Source organism: Mycoplasmopsis fermentans PG18 (assembly GCF_000209735.1).
Taxonomy (GTDB): domain Bacteria; phylum Bacillota_I; class Bacilli_A; order Mycoplasmatales; family Metamycoplasmataceae; genus Mycoplasmopsis; species Mycoplasmopsis fermentans.
The window spans coordinates 1-19,167 of the sequence record NC_021002.1 but is presented as its reverse complement, the minus strand read 5'-3'; the positions used below and the strand labels follow the sequence as shown (position 1 = coordinate 19,167).

The window sequence follows — 19,167 nt, the reverse complement described above, 5'->3', positions numbered from 1 at the left end:
CTATGTTACTCACAATTATATTATAAAGGTTTTTTAAATATATAGGCTAACATTTTCATTATTTTTTGGAGCTTCAAAGGTTTCTGCTTTTGGGGCTTCTATTTTATTTTCCTTTATTGCTTCATTAGAAGCCTTATTTGCCTCATTGTTTTTGGGAGTTAATATATTTGCTATGTCTTCAACAATCTTAGCTCTTTCAAGCTTTAATTGCTCTTTAAGCTCACTATTTTCCCTTTTCAATTCAACAATTTCATTTGCATAAGCTCCAGAATGATATTTAGACTCATTTAATTCAGCTTTAACATTATAGACTTGTTCAGTTAATTGTTTCTTTTCATTAACAAGGTTCTCAATTTGTTCTTTTAGCTTTTTAACCAAAGGATCAACATTGCCACTTTGTAAAGCTTTTAATTCTTCACTTAGTCTTTCAATTTCTTTTCTTTGGTTGTCAAACATAACTTCAAGTTTTGAAAGTGAATTGTTTTTATCAGCCAATTCTTTTTGAGTTTGAAGAAGTTCAAATCTTATGTCTTTATTTTCTTGTTTAAGGTTATTATTTTGAAGCTTTAAATTATGAGTTTTAATGAAAGTGGTTGTGATTCCAGTAATAGAAGCTATTAAAGAAACAAAACCACCTAAAAATATAATTAAGTTAGTTGGGTTTGCGAAAAAATCTTTCATTATTTGTTTCCTTTCTTATCATGTTCAATTTTATTGTCTAATGTATTTGTTTTCAAAGCTTTGGAAGCTTCTTTGATTCTTTTAGCTAAATTTCTTTTTTCAATTTTCATTTTTAAAATATAGAGTTTTATTCTAACCTCCAATTTTTATTCTAAATAGGTGTTTTAATCATGAAGCTAATTCTTGACTTATTGCGCTTTCAGGTTTAACAATGGTGAAGACTAAAAAACATATTGAAATAATTAATAATATAAGCAAAATGCTTAATAGTCATAAGAAAAATCTTTTAATCATTAATATGTTCTTTCTCAGCTAAATAAGTCTATTTTTCAAAAACGCAAATCACTAGGTGTTTCATTATTAAAAATTTTGCCAACTTGTATAATTTTAAATTCACAAGACTCATTTAATATTTTAATATTTCATATTGCTAATGCACTACTTGAGCCGATATCATCATAAACCACAGGCTGACAAAAAGTTAATTCATCACCAGAATTTAAATATGTAATAAAGTTATTCTCTTTCCCTGCATAATTAATATAAGTTACTATTTTAAATTTTTTTAGGTCAAATTCATAATTTAGATTAGTCCTTTTTTTATCTAATGAAATTGTGTGCTCTTTGCCATATTCAAATTCTCTTTCTCCAACTAAACCGACTCTTATTCATTTTTTGTCTTTTTCTCTATTTATTTGATTATATAAAGAAATTAAATTTTTATCTATTTCAGCTATTTTTCAAACATTAGATGTGGTATTTTCTAAAGTAGCAACTTTATCTTCTAAAGCTTTTATTTGATTATCTTGTGTGGAATTGATTTGGACATTTTTAGTATTTTGGTTTTCTTGCGCAATTTTAAAGGATTCAAAAGCTTGCTTTAAATTTTCGTAGTTGTCTAAAATGTCTTTTAGTTTTTTAAAACTTTCATTTTGAAATGCATAAAGCACATCGTTATTATTTTTGTATCCGAAACCGTTACCTCATAAATGAAATTTTCCCTCATTGTCTTCAAGTCGTATCTCGCTTTTGCTTTTAATAACATTAGTTTTATATTCTAAATTTTTAATACGCGCTTCTTGATTAATATTATTTTGAGTTTGAGATTTGTCATATTCTTCCAAGCTTTTTATTTTGTTTTCTAATTCAATATCTTTATTGTTAACAAATTCTTTTAATGATTTCAATAAAGCTTCAAAATCAGCTTGAATAAAATCAATGTCACTTTCTAAATCAACTCAACTTGGAAATGTTAATAATTGAATAGATTCATAATTTATTAATTTTGATAATGAACCAAAATCTCTTGTTTCACCATTAAGTGAAATATTATTAGAAACCAGAAAAACACTATTTGAATATTCTGGAAAACTTTTACTTGAAAGTCTATATTTAATTTCCAAATAAATAGCTTTTTTGAAGTTTTCAAATCTTGTTTCTCCAATAATATTTTTAATAGCTTTGGAGTCACTTTGAGTTTTAACAAAATAACTCATTTTTTGACCTATGATTAAATCTATTGTTGTATATATTGAATAAGCAAATTTATTAAAAAAATCTACTTCATTTAAATTTTCATTTTGTTTTTTAAAAACATAAGGAATAGTTAAATTTTGTTCATATCAATATTTTGATTTAAATTCATTCAAATTTAATTCTAATTTGTTTAATTCTTCCATTAATTTAACTCCTTTCCTATTTTTTATATTTATTCTTTACTCAGTGATTAACTCAATAATTAGTCTTTTGAGTTTTACTAGTAAAAGCTTTTTTATTTGCTCACCTTAAGGCGGCTTTTGTTTGATAACCTACATTGCCAGTTGCTCATGATCTAGCCATAGAGCTAATAAATTGAAATCCTGGTGCTCTTCAACCTTTAAAAACATTTTCTTTAACTCCTTTAACAATTTCATTTAAGATTATGTTTTTGTCTTCTAGTCACACTCATTTTTGTCTTTTAAAATTCATAATAAGAGAATTAATTGTTCTAAAAGTAAATAATGAAGTTCCTATTAAATTGGAGAAAATAGGGTGTATTGGAACAGCTTGAAACATTTCAAATTTTCTAATAAATCTTCCTACTATATGGCCATAAGCAATATTATTTAAATAGTATCTTCCAGGACTTTTAGCACAAACTAATTTAATCAATTCATCTATGCTCTTATTTCATAATCTAACAGGTTCTTTTCCTTTAGGATTTTTTTTGCTTTTTGTTGCATTTTTCTTAAAATAGAGAACAGCATTTATAGCTTTAATATCTCAAGGGTTGTTCACTTTATTTATTGACATTCTTTCTAATCAAGAACTATGATCAATTCAAATATAATTAGAAGCTTTCTTAACTACTTTCTTAATTGGTTTTGATTTAAAAGTATTTTTTAATAATTTGGTAAATTTGCCAAGTTGTTTGTTCAAATAGGCTTTTGGGTGTTTAAATACAGTGTCAACTGCTTTTTTTGCTAAATATGAGGGAGAGGTTAATAATGAGACCATAGATCTTAAATGTGTGAAAGCTTTTTGTATATTTTGAACCTTTTTATTCAAAAAATAATAAATATTTTTGTTATCAGATAAAGTTCTCAAAAATGAATCATTATTAAATAATTTTAGTTCTTTTTTTAAAAGTGATTTATTGTCAATAAATTTAGCTTTGTCAACTCCTAATTCAGAATAATTAGCAGCTATTTTTGTTATTTTTTCACTTAATTCTTCTTGACCCTCTTTTTTAAGATTTTTTGCAATTTGAAAAAACTTGTTAGTTTTATGTGTGTTTGCTGCATATCTTATTCCTCTTGTCACAAAAGGAATAGCATTAATTCCAGCGCTAATTCCAAAGTCTTGTCAATTGATATTTCCATAGTTTATAGCAGCATTAAAACCTAAATCTAAGGCAGTACTTAGACCATATTCAATAACAAGACCAAGACCAGGCGCAAAGGTATTAATAAAACTACCTAAAAAACTTGCTCCTATATCCAAAGCAACATGTAGGAATGAAAGAAAACCTCGCAAAAAAGGATTCATTTGTTTTTTTGAATCATTAATAACAAATGATTTTGGGCTTAATTGCAAGGTTGTTTTTGGTTTTGGGTTAGAATAAATTAACATTATTAAGAGCCAGGTTTTGGAATTGGTGCAGTTGTTGGTTTTTTAATAGCTTCAAAGTTTGAATCACAAACTATTCCAAAAAAGTTTTGAATTTCCATAGCCACAAATCTATCACTAAATTTTGGAACTTCGTCAGTTTTAAGAGAAATTAATCTGCTTCCAGAACCAGCAGAATCACTTGTTCAAGCAACAGCCTCAAATTCTTTTAATAATGTTGAAGGTTTGACTTTAATTCCTGCAATCATTTGGAAATCACTTAATAATCATGTTCTTGGGTCTTTAGGATTACCTTGAATTGATTCTTTTACAAAGTTTCCTTGTGTTGAATATCTGACTATTTTTTGATAAATACTTGGTTTGACAAAAATTCCAATTTTGCTTTGTTCAATTCCGTCAATTCCTAATGTTGAATCTTCATGTTCCATTAATCTTAATGCCATGTTTACAATTTCACTATAAACTTCTTCATCTGTTTTTTTAGTCAAATCAATTTCAGTGACAATTGAATCAGGTTGTCCATTTTGTTTTTTTGTTGCATAGTTTTTAATGTGTTCTTCAACTTTTAGTCAATTTTGTTTGTCAACTTTTCTCTTTCATTTTGAAATTTCGTCACTTGCTTTTTGAACAAGCATGTCAGGAACATTCATTAATAAATCAACTTTATTTAATTGAATATCTTGAACATGAGATTCATTTCAACGGATTTCTTTTTTAGCATATCTTGCTTTTTGAGCTCTTGGGTTTTTTGTATATTCTTCTTTAGTTTTTCATTCTTGATCTAAAGAAATTAAATATTCAATAACTGGTGAATTTGGATCACTTGCAGGAGTTAATGTACTACCTAAAAAGTTTGTTTCTAAAATTGCATTCAATAAAGTTGAAATTTTAGTTAGACCACCATTTGATATGGTATAAGCTTTATCAGCTCCTTGTTCAAATAAAGTAGCAGATTCAGCAGTTAAATATTGTTTTAAAGTTGGTATTTGATAAGACATATAATTTCCTTTCTAATAATTTCTAATATAAGGACTTCATGGATCAGAACTATTAGAACTAGAATCTTGGTTAATATTATTTACAGAATTAGGTTCTTTAGTCTTAATAGTTATGTTATTTTCTTTTGCCACTTGCTCAACACTTTGAAACAAATTATTTAGATTAATTGAATTTACATCTATCTTCTCAAAATCAATTTCATTCAATTTGTATTTGTTTCATTCATTTTTAAAAGTATCTTTAACTTTTCCGGACAAGTTTTTATAATTTTCTAAATTGGTGTTGAATTGTTGCTCAAGACTTTGATAATCATTTTTTAACTTTTCATTTTCAGTTTTTAAATTTTGATTATCTTTATGTTGGTTTTGAGTTTTATTTAAGATGAATGAAGTCAAGTCATCTTTTTCTTGGAAAAACTCATAAACTCCAAGCGAAGAAGCAATCTCCTTTTGAGAAGAATTTTCATTTAATGAAAGTTTTTTAAGGAGTTCACTTTCTTCAATTCCTAGTTTGCTAGATAAAACACTAATAATTTTATGCATAGCTTCCTTTCTTCCGTCTTTTGGGCAGCAGTTCCCTTAAATTAAATATAGTTAATTGTTAAGTTACCTAAATTGTGATAATAAGGTAATTCTATTTTTTGGTTATTAATATAAATTTCATTAGGTAAAAATAAACCAAAAATAATTATTCTTTTCTTTTGTTTGCATATAAAGTTTTGTGGAACGAAACCTAAAGAATTTGCAATTTTTAATCATTGATTTTTATTGATAATAAAATCATTGTTTAGAAACTTAAAATAAGTGTCATATATATTTGATTTAAAATCTTCTTTTTCATATACTTGATATTCAATTGTATAAATAGGAACATAAGTTTCATTTATTAATTCATAGTTATCGTCAAGATTTTTGTAATCAAGACCTGAAAAATTAACAACTTCTAACCAATCATTTAAATCATCTAAATCAACAATTTTAAATGCAGCAGGAATTGTGTCATAAGTATAATGAATCATTCCAGGTTCATCACCATGTGCAATTTTAGCTGTATATGTTGGGTTTAATTGAACCTTTGCAAAAGCGTTAACAATGTTTATTTCTTTTTTAACGCTTTTTTTAATTAATTGAACAAACATTTGCTTTTTAGTTAAACCAGGTTCTAAGTCTTTAATTTCTTTTCTAGCTTCTTCTGGTGTCATAGTATATCTAGAAGTTTGAATTGATGATAATTGAAAAGCTTCATTAAATTTTTCTTTATTAAACATTAAAAATTCTTCATGTTTTTGGTCAATAAACATTTTGACTTTATATTTTGAATTATTAAAATCAAAGTCTTTTCAATTATCAGAAATATTGACTTCTTGAATATTTAATGGAATTAGTGGTTCAGATATTTGATAAAGCTTATTTGGACTTTTTATTGCTTTTGGTTTTATGCTTTTTATCAAATTATTTTCATAAACTAAATCATAAAAATTACTTGCTATTTCTCAATTTTTATCAAAATAAAAAGGCAAATAAAGTTCATGTTTTTCAGTTTCACCATTATCAATACAATATGTTGAAGGAACATTGCCTGAACTCATTGCAAATAAAGTTTTTAAAAATTTTTCTTTCTTTGTATATAAGTTAATCAAAGTGTAAAATTTAAAATCAACAAAATCTTTTAAATTGTTTCCAGCAAAAATAGTCTCTTTAAATTTTTTTATTTCTTCTTCAGTCATTCCCATGAAATTATTTTGTAATCTAAGTCTAACATTATCAATTTGATTAATAGCACCTCAAAAGTTTTTCATTAAATCATTTTCTTTGTTCAAAATAATATTCAAATATAAATGAGAAAATTTGCTCAAAGTATTTAAATAGTATTTATTGTCAATACCATTAATTTCAATTGGATTAACAAACATATCAAAAGCTAGGCCATTTGTTGGCAATTCACTAGTTAAACCATTGTTTTCAATTTCTAAAGCTTTTTGGTGCAAATATGGAGTTCTTAAACTGACATTAATTTCATTTGGCTTTTCTTCAATGAAAACAAATTTTATTTTTTTCTCATTTTCAATTTGAGAAATTGGTTGAGCTATTCCATATGAATAAGCATTATTTTTTTGCTCCAAATCATATTGGTTATTTAAAGCATCTAAAATATAAAATTTATTATCTAGTTTCAAAATTGCACTCTGATTATATTTAAAAATAGGTTGTTCGAAATCAATGCTTAACTTTATGACATCATAAATATCTTTTTCAATATCAATTCTATTTTGAGATTCAACAGAACAATATAATTCAATGTTTTTGATTTTGTCTTTAGTTCAAGATATTACATTAACTGAACCATTTTCAAAAGAAAGTGATTTATTGTCTATTAAAATATATTCACCAGTTCTTGGCTCTAAAAAAGATTTTAATTCCATAAAGTCCATTTTATAATTCCTCACTTTCTTCTAAAGCTTTTGAGTTATTATTGATTAAAGGTGTTTGATTTATAATTGAGCCATTTAAATTTGCAGAATATTTTCAAGCTTCATTTTTTAGCCATTCAGTTGAACCAAAAATTAAAACTTTATCAATTAGCAAACTAGGTTCAAAAGTTTTGAAAAAGTTTAATAGTTGCATTTGTCTTAAGTTTGATTTTGCTTCAATATGATCTTCAAAATCACTATTAATTTGTTGAACTTCAGCATTATGCATATTTTTAGTTCCAGAATCACTTGAATCTTCTTTTAAGAAAGCAAATTTTTTAATTTGTTTAATATTGAATCTTATTTTTTCAATTAATGGTATTGCTTGACTATTGCCTTGCACAAGTTGAACAGGAGGAGTTCCATCCATTTGAATAGCAGTATTAATTGGAATAAATCTATCATTAGGATCTTTAAGTCCTTGTTTGATCATGTCTTTAAGACCATTCATATCATTGACATAAATTCAAGGAGCAGATAAGTTTGAATCATTTGCAGCAATTTTTAAGTCTTCATCTAGCATATCAAAATAATATAAATTAACATTAAACAAATCGGGGAAAGCATTATGATTATTAAAGAAAATTTGATAAGGAATTTGGTTATAAAATGGAAGAGTTTCATAGTCATAAAAATCTAATAAAGCTTTAGCTTGTTTTTCTTGTTCAACATTTAATAGAACATTTTTTATAGGATCAAAAAGTAAATCATATTTAAATTCAACTTTATTTTTAATTCTTATTCACTCTTCATCAATATAGAAACTTATATTTGATGAATAAAATTTGATTCTTGTTTTAAGTTTTACCAAGTTACCATTTCTATCAAGCAAATAATCTAAAACTTGAGCAGGCATTCAATTATTTCTTAGAGCAGCAACTCCCTCACAATAAAGATATTGCTCTAATTTTTGCAAAGCTTGCAATTTTGAAATTGTAAAATAGTCTTTAACTTCTACATTATTCTTAAAAATTTTTGGTAAATTGCTTCAAATAGTGTTAATAGTTGTTTGAGTTCCAAATTTTAAAAATTGATTATATGAATCAGGTTTATTATTAAACCTTAAACTAAAATATTTGTTGCTTTCATTTTCTAATTTATTAATAATTGTTTTGCTCATTTCTCTCCTTTAATTCTTTATTAAATAAATAGTTTTTATATTCACAATTTTGTAAGGTGTTGGCCATTTCAAAAGCATTGATGACATCATAAATTTTTTTGTTAATTCTTTCATTTCTTTGGTTAGGATTTTTAGGATCTTCTTTATCAATTACTTGTTGACATAACAGAGTTAATAATGATTTAGCTTTAGGTAATAACTCAACTAAACCATTTTCAAATATGTTTTTTTGTCATACTTGTCTGTCAATTATTCCAAAGCCTTTTTTGCCTTTAAATCTTGAAGCAGGTAACAATTTAGTATTTATCCCATTGTTAATAAAAACTTCAGTCATTCATTGCAAAGAGTGGACATTATCTCCATATAAGAAAGAATCAAAATTGCCTAATAATCATGAGTTATAGAATTTAAAATTGTATTTATCAAAATACTCATTTCATTTTTTGACAATTAAAGCAACTTTATTGTAAATAGCTTTATTTTCTCTTCTCTTGTTTTTTGGTAAGAGCTTTTTAATGTCTTCAAAAATGTCTAATACTATTATTCTTGCTCCACTTAACAACAAAACAACAACAAGAGCACAATTATCAGTTAAACCATAATCAAAACCATAAAAGAGTCCACAAATTTCTTCATTTTCTAATTTTGTTTCTAATTGTTTAATATTGATTATTTTGCATTTTTTTCTATCTCAATTGCCATTTTTGTTGAGCAAAACACTTTTCATAAAATAATCATATCTTTCAGGTGGCTCTTCAAAAGCAAAACCAGCAACAGTAATCATTCATAATTTATAATCTTTAGTTTTTAGAGCTTCAAATTGTTTTAATTGCAAATCACTTAATTCATTTTTAGGAACAAAATATTTAGAAAACATTGTGACAATAATTCCGATTCCCTCTTTAAAAGCTAAGTCTTCTTTTTGCAAATAAGTATTTTCAATTAATTCTTTTGCTAAATTTAAATTGATCTTCTTTAAAAAATCTGTTCCTGAATACAAAGGTAAAATAGGATTATGAAAATCTTTAATTAAAAAGTGATCTACTGTGAAAATGTTATAAAGAAAAGTTACATTAGTTTTAAACCCTTCAATATTTTTAGATCTTAAAACAGTATTAGCTATTAATATTTCTAAATTACTTGCTTGAATTTTATAAATTTCTTCTAATTCTTCAGTTAGCTCTTTTTCAATTGGTTCATCTATTACTAATTCACCCCATGCAAAATCTTTTTGTGAAAGAGTTACACCTTGGAAACTTTGAACATTTTTTCAATTACCAAAAAATATAGCTCTTCCTTTTCCACCATCTTCATAATCTCAATAAGCTTCAGTATTGTAAATACTAATATAAGGTCTATAATCTAAACCTTTAGCAGCAAGAAAACTTAAAACTTTTTCTAATAATGGTTTTAATGTTCCTTTAATGTGGTTATATTGATTTCTACACCAAAAACTATTAAAATTTTTTTCATTCACTAATCTATAAACAGTTTCAATCATTCTACTAAAAGATTTTGAAACACCTTTAGCATCTGAATAGATTTTGAAAAATGCATTAGATTTGTAAGCTTCAAAAGTTGGATTATCTTCTAAATCAGTATAATGAACTAATTCTTTAAATTGTTCTTCTGTAAAAACAGGAGGTTCTTTTAGAAATTTCATTTATCTTTCAAATATGTATAGCCACATAAAATTTTGGTGTGACTAAATCACAAAAATATGTCAGACTTTAAATCATGATCTGCAAATTTATAGATTTGTGATTTAATAGGAACATATAGCCAATCATATTTTTCATTTTTTTTAATTTCTTCAAGAGTTTTTTTGTATAAAGAAATTACTTTTTTGTTTTTTGATTTAGTTCAACCTTTGGAATTACAATCTCAAATGAATTTATCTATGTTGAGTAATAATTTCTCAATTTTATCTTTTTCAGCAATTTCCATTTTTTTAAAAATATCCATTCTTTTCCTTTCTAAGTATGTAATGCATTCTTATATTCTTAGAGAGAGATATATATAATGAGTGTAGCTCATATATATCTCTCTAATATAAGTATTTTTATACTTATATAAATAACCCCTATAATCCCCTTTTAATCAAATAAGGAGATCTGATCTTTCTCTAGTGAATTTGAAATATAGTTTTTTGTATATTCTTTACTTAATACAGAAATTTTTTTCAATTGGACAAAAACATTTAAAAATAAATCTTTAATTAATTCTTTTGGAATCATTGAGCGTTGATAATAACTACCTTTTGAATAGTGTTCAGCATTGCCTGGTTTTCTTTTGTTTTTCAAATTTAAATTAATATTTGAATAAAAACAAGTTGGCTTAACACTAAATTCTTTGTTATAGCTTGAGTAATAGGTATTATTTTTAATTCCATTCAAGTTATGATGAAATTTCAGAAATTTTCAAATAAAAGACTGAAAAGGATTCTCAATTATTCACACTTTAGGTTGAAAGACATTAATTATATAAGCCGTCGCTCCAGCAGTACTTTCACCTAATACTCTTTTTTGTTCTTTAGAGTAAAAATCTCTTTTTTTGTTTTTTGTGGTTTCTACTGTTTTATAAAATTCATAGTTATTCAATTCTCAACTTGTTTTGCTAATATCTTTTCAAATAGCTAGTGAACAGTCTGCTCTACTTCAACTCTCACAAGGTGGAGAAGCAATTATAATGTCAGGTTTTGGAATTAGTTTTAGTTGGTCAATTAAATTAAAATTATTTAATGAAAGGTCAATATTATAATAATTCTTTAAATCTTTATGTTCTTGTATTCCTATAGAATAAATAACACAATTTTCATTGTTTTGTAATGCTTTAAAATAACTCATATTGCCGTCATCATACAAAGCTCATATGGTTATTTTTTTATTTTTATTCATAAACTAAAGTTTTTTTAATAAGTCATCAAAAGCTTTTTCTTGTTCTTCATATTCTTTTTTTATTTTTTTAAGTTTAGATTTTAGAATTTTAACATCTGATTTTAATTTTGTATTTTCTTTTTCTGTTAAATCAATAAGAAATTTAATCAGTTTTTCTTTATTCATTATTTTCTCCCTCACAATTTAAATCAATTTCACTTGCATAACAAGAAACTTGTTCTAAGCATTCTTCTGAACATACTACTAAATTGCCTCAAAAATATCTTTCTTTTTTTGGTTGAAATCTTTTGTGGCAAAAATCACACTTATTATTTAACATAATTATAATTAACTTTCTATAAATTTTGCTAAATGCGGAATAAAATCAATATTTGTTTTGACCAATTCACCATTTCTATTTTTTGCAATTGATAAGTTCAAAATTGTTTTCTTGTTAGGGATTAAAGTGCCAACATTAAAATTATTTGAAGAATTATAAAGAAACATAATTAAATCAGCGTCTTGTTCAATAGAACCAGTTCCTTTTAAATCAGAAAAAGATGGTTCATTATTGGTTTTCTTTTCATACTCTCTTGAAAGTTGAGATAAAACAAAAAAATTACAATTAAATATTTTTGACAATTCTTTTAATTGTTTAGAGCATTGAGACAACTTTTCTCTTTCACTTGAATATTTTTGATTATCAAGCAATTGAAAATAATCAATAAAAACAGCTTTGATCTTTAAACCAATAGAATTCAAACTTTTATAAATAATGTCAGGAGTCACTTCACTTAATTTTTCATTATTAAAATTGTTTCTATATCTATCAAATATAAAAAGGTTCTTTTTGTTTAAATCTTCAAAATCTATTTTCTTAGAATTTGTTTCAACTTCTTTAAGTGAACAAGAATTGGCAAGAGCTAAAAGTTTTGAATATATTTCAATTGAGTCCATTTCAAGACTAAACAAAACAATGCATTCATCTTCTTTCAAATTTTCCAAAGCATTAAAAATAATGTTAAGAGCAAAAGAAGTTTTTCCAACGCCTGGTCTTGCAGCTAAAAAATAAAGTTGTTTAGGTTTTAAACCATTTGCATAATTATCAATGATATTGAAGTTAGTTAATAGAGATTTATTTTTTGCAATATTTTCCATTTCAATTTTGTAAAATTCCTGTAACTGTTTTGTAGTGAGTAGCATATATTTTTCCTTTCTAAAATAACAAGGGCATTAAAAACTCCGGTGGGTCTTTTTTTTCAAAGGGGGAGGTATATATAGTCCTGAAATTTTAATTTTGGGAAGTATATCACTATATATTCCCTGTTTCTTTAGGAAAATTCGGTGTATAGGTTAAAGCATAGGAAAAAATTATTGATTTGATTTCCTTAGTTGGTGTGGTGGTTTGATATAAATGTATAATACATTTATATAAACCACATACAATATGAAGTAAGATAATAAATAATTTTAAGTTAAGTTTAAATATAAAAGAATTTTCCTAAAATAAAAGTATTTTGAAAAGTAAACTCATTCACCTATTTGAACAAAAAAACCTGGCTAATACCAGGTCTTGACTATTTATTAGAATACTATTTAGGTGTTATATAAAAAGATAATTAATATCTTCATCTTTATATCCTTTTGCTCAAAGGTATTCTTCAAAATCCATAGGTTTCATTTCATACTAAGAAATATAACCGACTCCAATGTGTCTAATATTGTGTTCTTTAAAATTAATTCCTAATAAAAAACCTGAGCAAATAACATCAAATCTTTTGTCTAAGGCAAAACTTTTTAAACTTGTAATGCAATTAGGTTGTTCTTGAATTTCATCAAAAAATATTAAAGTTTCATTTGGCACAAATTCAAAACCGCTTTTTGCAAAAGAAATAAATTTAATTAAATCATCAACTTCATAAGATTTAACATTTTTGTTATTAAACAATTCTTTTATTTCATTCATTAAAGCAAAGTTGATATAAACTACATATTTGTAATTATTTTTAGCAAATTCTAAAATAGAAGTTGTCTTGCCTATTTGTCTTGCTCCTTTAATTATTAATGGTTTTTTATTGGCATCATTTTTTCAATCCAACAAAAAAGCATCTATTTTTCTTTTTAACATAGGACCTACTTAATAATAATTTTAATTATATTTTACTTTTTTCCGTACTTTTTAAACAAAATCTTTACTTTTTCTTAAAAAAGAGCATAAAAAATCCTTAGATTTTGCATCTAAGAATCTTAAATTTAATTAACTTTTTAGTTTTGTATCATAGTAAACTTTGATTTCAGCCATTGTTTGTTTACTTTCTGGTTCAATAGGAAAATGTTTAACTTCATATTTCATTTTTGGTGTTGTATTATCAACATCAAAAATAGTTTGTTCTTTATTTATTCCATAAAGACTAGCAATATATTGTGGATATGTATCATCAACAAAATAGTTATTTTTAACAAATTCATATTGTGATTTTCAAGCAGGAGTATAACCTACAAAGTCAAATGTTGTAAATGATTCATAACCTTCTATATTATTTCATTCTTCAGTAGTACTATTTCATTTTGGACCATTGATTCATTTATCTTTTTCAACTCCACCAAGAAAGCTCTTGTGAACTGTTTTATAAATTAAATCAGTAAAATAATCACTTGTATTTTCTGAGATAACTAACCCATCAACTAATAATAAATTAACTTTTGGTCTTAAGAATCTAATAGTACTTTGAGGCACTGTGGCATAGTTATCTTCTGAGAAATAAGCATCAACTGCATCACCGTTATAAATTAAACCAGCACATGTTTTCGAATCAGGATTAATTAAGTTATTTAAAAGAAATTGTCCATCTCCATTAAAGTTAATATGTTTTGTATCTCTAACACTATAACCTATACCATGATTAAATAATTCAACAAAGTGGTCAATGTGTTCTTTATATCAATTAGGCTTATCTTTTGATGTGCCTTTTCCAGTAGCGTGATCATCAACAAAGCCTTTATTAACGTCATAAACATAAGCTGAACCATAAATCATATTATCTCTTACAGCATTTGTTGCTTCTCAATGTTCATATTTGTTAGCTTTTAATGTTTTAAGAATATCAATGAGTCTAAATTCACCTTTGTTGTTTTTTATTTCATTAATTAGGTGATTTTGCATTGCTTGTTGATGAGCATTGATTTTATTTTGATATTCAGGGTCATCTTTTTTAAGATTTAAAACTTTAGCAGGATTATAAGCTACTACCATATCTTGTGAAAAGTATGGAGCAAAGTAGTCAATTAAGTGACGATCCTCAGTAGCTTGCGAACCATCGGCATTAATACATTTATCTTTAGTTAAATATTTGTTATATGACTCAAGATGATTTTTTACTGTGTCAGTTAAAAGTTTTAAAACTTCATTGCGGTCATTAAATTTAGGATCACCAAACATTTTAGCATAATCAATTTTGCGAAGTTTACCCTCTCTAATAAGTTGAACTGCTTGAGAATCGTTGCCAATTCCGGCAGCTGCTTTATTAGTTAAAATAGCTTTAGTAAAATCTTGAATTTCAGCAAATTCTTTGAAGTTGAAGTTTTTATTTATTTTTGCTTTGGTATTTGGATCAATATAAGATTGATAGTTGTAGAATGAAGGCTTGAAGTTATTTTTGTTACTATATTTATAAGATAAAGCACCAACTAAAGCAGCTGCAGCAACAACTGCAAGAGCACTTGTACCAAAAGTTTTGGTTAAAATTTTGGTTTTAATAAGTGTTTTAAATTTGTTGTTCTTTGGTTTGTTGTTGTTCATTTTTTATCCTTTTTGCTTTTTTATTACTTCTTTTAATCATGTAAGCTTTATAACCAATATAGCAAGCATTAGCAACAATAGTAACAAATAATAAGCAAGCTCCAACTACTAAGCCTCAAGCTTTAAATTGACCTTCATAAAGTTTGGTTCCAAGTGTACTTACATTTGAAGTTGTTTGTAAAATAATAAAGTCATCAAATGATAAGAAAATGGAAACTAAACCAGCAAAAACAATTGATGGAATCATGTAAACAAAATAAGTTTTGAATCATGATCTAATTTTTGAATAACCTAAATCTTGGCTCGCTTCAAATAATGAAGCATTGAATTTTTCACTTCTTGGATACATTAAAGTAATACCATAAGGTAAAGCCATAATTGTGTGACCTACTATTCCTCTAATCATTCCTTCTTTAGTGTTAGCTAAAGTTCCGAAAAGTGCTGTGAATACTAAAACTAAACCAATAGCAGTAATGTTATCTGGGTTAATAAAGGGTATATTATTAACAGCTCTAACTGCTCTTGAGTAGTTTTTATTTTTTTGTTTTCACATTGCAAACACTGTCACAAGTGAAATACTAATAACTAATAAAGATACAAAGAAAGCAATAATAATTGAGTTAATTAAAGCTAGTTCTCTACCTTCATCAAAAAAGTTTGTTCAAGCAGTATTAGTAAAACCATTTCATGAAAAGCTCAAGAAACCTTTATCACTTGGCTTATTAAAACTAAAGATAACTGCGAACACTAAAGGAATATAAGTTACAGCTAAAATAATGTAAATGTAACTTCTTTTAATAAAGTTTCAAAATTTAGTCATGTTTCTTACCTCCTTTAGTTTTTTTTAAGTCTAATTATAATTTTAGGAACAAAATTGATTAATCCGTAACAACCTATAAATATGGCTGATACAACTAAAACAAGTGTGCTTCCTAAAGCTAATTCATATTTGTTTGAAGGGCTTGAATAATCATTAATTACAGATCCAATAGTTTGTAATTGAGTACCATTTGGAAGTAATTTTGCACTAATAACAAAGGTGGTTGCTGATGATAAGAAGATCATACTGAAACCACTTAAAATAGCTTTGAAACTATATGGAACAACTACTTTAAATAATGTTTGAAATTTGTTGTAACCTAAGTCTGCACTAGCTTCAAGAATGTTTTTAGGCATGTCTTTAAAGACTGTGTAAAGTGGCATAATCATGTATGGCAAGTTTAAATAAGTTAAACCAAAAACCATAAATCATTCAGCATTCAAACTGTCTTCTTCAAAAATTGAAAGGAAGAAACCTCTAATTGCATAAATTTTAGCAATTGTAAAAATTATCATAGGACTAAGAATTAAACTTAAAGCATAAATTGCTAAATATTTGCTCTTAGTTGTAGCAATAAAATAAGCATATGGAAAAGCAATAATTAAACATAATATTGCTGAAATTAATCCAATTTTTAAACTACGTCAAATTATTAATCAAATTCCTTTTTCAGCTAATAAAGCTGATGCATTAAAGCCATCTTGTGGTTTTAAAGCATTAATTACGATTAATAAAATTGGCAAAATTATTAAAAAGATAGCAATAAATAAATAAGGTAATAAAAGTAGTAATCTTTTATTTAAACCAAGTTTGTTTTTAATTTTTGAATTCATTTGTTTTGTAATCCCATTTGCTATCTTTATTCATTAAATGAATTGAGTCAATTGTTCAGCTTAAGTTTACTTTTTCACCTATTTCGAATTTTTTAGCTGTTTCAACATAAATGATTTCATCATTGTCAAGTTGAATTTTTAAGTAGTAATAACTTCCACGGTAAGCCATGTTAATAATTTCACCAACAAGCTTGTCTTTTTTCTTTTCATCATAAGCCATGATATCGATGTCTTCTGGTCTAATTAAAACATCAACTTCAGTTTGGTTTGGAAATTCATCTTCATCATGAATGGTTTTAAATTTACGTTCTCACATTGTAACGCTGCCATCTTCATTAAAGATTCCATTGTAAATATTTGAGTCTCCAACGAATGATGCAACTCATTTATTAACTGGATAGTCATAAATATTTTTTGGCGTGTCATATTGTTCAATTTTTCCACCACGCATAATTGCAATTCTATCTGAAAGTTCAAGAGCTTCATCTTGATCATGTGTAACAAAAATAAATGTAAGACCTAATTTTTGTTGTAAGCTTCTTAATAATATTTGCATTTTTTGTCTAATTTTGGCATCAAGAGCACTAAGAGGTTCATCTAATAAAAGAATAGCAGGTTCAATAACAAGAGATCTGGCTAAAGCAACACGTTGTTTCATACCACCCGAAAGTTCATTAATAGATCTTTTTTCATTACCTTGAAGTCCGACTAATTCTACAATTTCTTTAACTTCTTGGTCCATTTCTTCTTTTGTTATTCTTCTAGTTAAATAACGTTTTTCAAAATTTTCAGTTTGTTGTTCAACATAGTTTTCTCAATATGAGTAATTGAAGTCTGATTTATCTAATCATTTTTGTCTACGACGATATGCAAAAGTATTTGGTTTTAATGTTTCCATTTCTCTTTCATATTTTTCTTGTAGAGCATCTAATTTTTTCATTTCAGCTTGAGCTTTTTCTTCTCATTGTTTTTGTTTTTGAACTAATAATTTTTCATGTTTAGCATTAATAACTTCTTTTGGTTTTCTTTTAAGAGCTAAACCATATTTAATGTTTCCTTCAACATCTAAGTGAGGAAATAATGCATAATCTTGAAAAATAGTTGAAAGGTCTCTTTTGTGAGGCGGCAAGTCTTTAATATCTACACCATGAAATTTAATTTCACCACGTGTTGCTCTTTCAAAACCAGCAATAAGTCTAAGGATTGTAGTTTTGCCAGATCCTGAAGGTCCTAGCAAAGTAACAAATTCACCTTTATTGATTTTTAAATCAACATTGTCCAAAACAACCTTATCATCGAATTCTTTAACTACTTCTTTTAATTCAATAATATAAGGTGTATTATTTTTCCTAATCATAAATTCTCCTAAAAAATAAAATATAAATTTTTTCTAAATAATCTGTTTTATAGCGTTTTTGGTAATAAATAAATTTAAAATATTTTATTTTGGCGTCAAATCAAAGTTAACTAAATTTAATTAAATCGATTGACTTCTTAGGGAGGCTAAATCAAACACGTTTTGAGAATACTCAATAACAAAAAATGGAAGATCTGGATTTTTATCTTCGCAAAAGTTTAATAATACAAATTTAGATTTAAATTTATCACGCTTAAAATTTTGTATTCTCATAATGAGAATAATTATAATAATAAAAAATATTTTTGTTTAAAAATAATAAAAATTTTCATTCTTTGTTTTCTGCATTTTTTATTCATTATTTTCTTTTGTTTTTTTAAAACTAAATAGCATTTCTATTATTACGTTTTTAAGTCTTTAATGATGTTATTTTATTTTTTATAAAAATCTAAGTAAGGAGAAATTATGAGCATTAAAAATAAGAGAGAATATGGTTTGGTTTCATTATTCTTAATACAATTATTTTATTATTAGAATTATCCTTAATAATATTGATTGCAATAAAAGGAAAAATAGGCTTTATGATATACACCATTTTTGCAATATCNATACCATGTGTTGTTATANAATTACACCACACGGGGCCAAGGAGTCATTGTACGAATCCACATACACGAGTGGACCANACTTCAGTAGGAAAACAAGGGGTCCAGCGGAAAGCGATTATGGATCCGCATAATTAAAAGGAGAACAAAAGAGTAACGCCCGGTACGAAAGAGAGGAGAACAAGCAAATCAAGTGAACCGGACGATTNTTGGGAAAGGAAGAGGCGAGAGGATGGGGATAACGAAANCGAGAATGGGCTTGAAGAGAGAAAAGGAAGGGAACGAAGGCAAAACGATGCGTCGAGGACAGTGGATNGGAGAAAAGAAGAGGGAAACCGACAACTAAAGACCTACTCAGCTAGGTAGGAGTTTTTAAAAAAAATGAAAATGAGTGAACACGGAAAAACAGACAGGGAAAAAATGGGGTGCAAAGAAAAGGGGGCGGTAGATTAAGATAAAATGGAAAAAACGAAAAAAGAATCCGAATAAAAAGAGAAAT

General features: G+C 26.1%; 18 protein-coding genes. All 18 read right to left on the bottom strand.

Features of this window, described 5'->3' with window-relative positions:
- Positions 1 to 33: 33 nt before the first annotated feature.
- The 18 genes from MBIO_RS00080 to MBIO_RS00005 all read right to left on the bottom strand — a co-directional run bounded on the left by MBIO_RS00080 (position 34) and on the right by MBIO_RS00005 (position 18,063).
- Positions 34 to 681 carry a hypothetical protein gene (locus tag MBIO_RS00080; RefSeq protein WP_013526945.1) on the bottom strand — a complete coding sequence of 216 codons (648 nt, stop codon included), beginning with the start codon at positions 679 to 681 and terminating at the stop codon, positions 34 to 36.
- Positions 682 to 974: 293 nt separating this feature from the next.
- Positions 975 to 2,360 (bottom strand): chaperonin, encoded by a 1,386-nt coding sequence (locus MBIO_RS00075; protein WP_013526942.1) that lies wholly within the window; start codon positions 2,358 to 2,360, stop codon positions 975 to 977.
- 16 nt (positions 2,361 to 2,376) lie between these two features.
- Entirely contained in the window at positions 2,377 to 3,792 is a 1,416-nt protein-coding gene (locus MBIO_RS00070; protein ID WP_013526941.1) for a hypothetical protein, read from the bottom strand.
- A gap of 2 nt (positions 3,793 to 3,794) precedes the next feature.
- Positions 3,795 to 4,787 carry a hypothetical protein gene (locus MBIO_RS00065; RefSeq protein ID WP_015510651.1) on the bottom strand — a complete coding sequence of 331 codons (993 nt, stop codon included), beginning with the start codon at positions 4,785 to 4,787 and terminating at the stop codon, positions 3,795 to 3,797.
- A gap of 12 nt (positions 4,788 to 4,799) precedes the next feature.
- On the bottom strand, positions 4,800 to 5,330 hold the full coding sequence (locus MBIO_RS00060) for a hypothetical protein (protein ID WP_013526939.1): 531 nt from the start codon (positions 5,328 to 5,330) through the stop codon (positions 4,800 to 4,802).
- 41 nt (positions 5,331 to 5,371) lie between these two features.
- Positions 5,372 to 7,210: a hypothetical protein gene (locus MBIO_RS00055; protein ID WP_013526938.1), complete on the bottom strand. Its 1,839-nt coding sequence runs from the start codon at positions 7,208 to 7,210 to the stop codon at positions 5,372 to 5,374.
- A gap of 10 nt (positions 7,211 to 7,220) precedes the next feature.
- Positions 7,221 to 8,378 carry a hypothetical protein gene (locus MBIO_RS00050; protein WP_013526937.1) on the bottom strand — a complete coding sequence of 386 codons (1,158 nt, stop codon included), beginning with the start codon at positions 8,376 to 8,378 and terminating at the stop codon, positions 7,221 to 7,223.
- Positions 8,359 to 10,041 carry a hypothetical protein gene (locus MBIO_RS00045; protein ID WP_015510649.1) on the bottom strand — a complete coding sequence of 561 codons (1,683 nt, stop codon included), beginning with the start codon at positions 10,039 to 10,041 and terminating at the stop codon, positions 8,359 to 8,361. Before MBIO_RS00045 ends, MBIO_RS00050 begins: the two co-directional genes overlap by 20 nt.
- Positions 10,029 to 10,343: a hypothetical protein gene (locus MBIO_RS00040; RefSeq protein ID WP_013527141.1), complete on the bottom strand. Its 315-nt coding sequence runs from the start codon at positions 10,341 to 10,343 to the stop codon at positions 10,029 to 10,031. The genes MBIO_RS00045 and MBIO_RS00040 overlap by 13 nt, the downstream gene beginning before the upstream one ends.
- 131 nt (positions 10,344 to 10,474) lie before the next feature.
- Entirely contained in the window at positions 10,475 to 11,224 is a 750-nt protein-coding gene (locus tag MBIO_RS00035; RefSeq protein WP_232048377.1) for a DNA cytosine methyltransferase, read from the bottom strand.
- Between the two features lie 54 nt (positions 11,225 to 11,278).
- The gene (locus tag MBIO_RS04910) at positions 11,279 to 11,440 is read right to left on the bottom strand and encodes a hypothetical protein (RefSeq protein ID WP_013526932.1); all 162 of its coding nucleotides are present in this window, start codon (positions 11,438 to 11,440) and stop codon (positions 11,279 to 11,281) included.
- Positions 11,433 to 11,594 (bottom strand): hypothetical protein, encoded by a 162-nt coding sequence (locus MBIO_RS04905; protein ID WP_013526931.1) that lies wholly within the window; start codon positions 11,592 to 11,594, stop codon positions 11,433 to 11,435. The genes MBIO_RS04910 and MBIO_RS04905 overlap by 8 nt, the downstream gene beginning before the upstream one ends.
- Positions 11,595 to 11,602: 8 nt before the next feature.
- Positions 11,603 to 12,457 carry a DnaB-like helicase C-terminal domain-containing protein gene (locus MBIO_RS00030; RefSeq protein WP_013526930.1) on the bottom strand — a complete coding sequence of 285 codons (855 nt, stop codon included), beginning with the start codon at positions 12,455 to 12,457 and terminating at the stop codon, positions 11,603 to 11,605.
- A 484-nt stretch (positions 12,458 to 12,941) separates the two neighbouring features.
- Positions 12,942 to 13,382: an AAA family ATPase gene (locus MBIO_RS00025; RefSeq protein ID WP_013527144.1), complete on the bottom strand. Its 441-nt coding sequence runs from the start codon at positions 13,380 to 13,382 to the stop codon at positions 12,942 to 12,944.
- A gap of 129 nt (positions 13,383 to 13,511) precedes the next feature.
- Positions 13,512 to 15,053 (bottom strand): type 2 periplasmic-binding domain-containing protein, encoded by a 1,542-nt coding sequence (locus MBIO_RS00020; protein ID WP_015510646.1) that lies wholly within the window; start codon positions 15,051 to 15,053, stop codon positions 13,512 to 13,514.
- Positions 15,019 to 15,873, bottom strand: a complete 855-nt coding sequence (locus tag MBIO_RS00015) for an ABC transporter permease (RefSeq protein WP_013527146.1) — start codon at positions 15,871 to 15,873, stop codon at positions 15,019 to 15,021. The genes MBIO_RS00020 and MBIO_RS00015 overlap by 35 nt, the downstream gene beginning before the upstream one ends.
- Before the next feature lie 14 nt (positions 15,874 to 15,887).
- Entirely contained in the window at positions 15,888 to 16,706 is an 819-nt protein-coding gene (locus MBIO_RS00010) for an ABC transporter permease (RefSeq protein ID WP_013527147.1), read from the bottom strand.
- Entirely contained in the window at positions 16,690 to 18,063 is a 1,374-nt protein-coding gene (locus MBIO_RS00005) for an ABC transporter ATP-binding protein (protein ID WP_013354963.1), read from the bottom strand. Before MBIO_RS00005 ends, MBIO_RS00010 begins: the two co-directional genes overlap by 17 nt.
- Positions 18,064 to 19,167 lie beyond the last annotated feature (1,104 nt).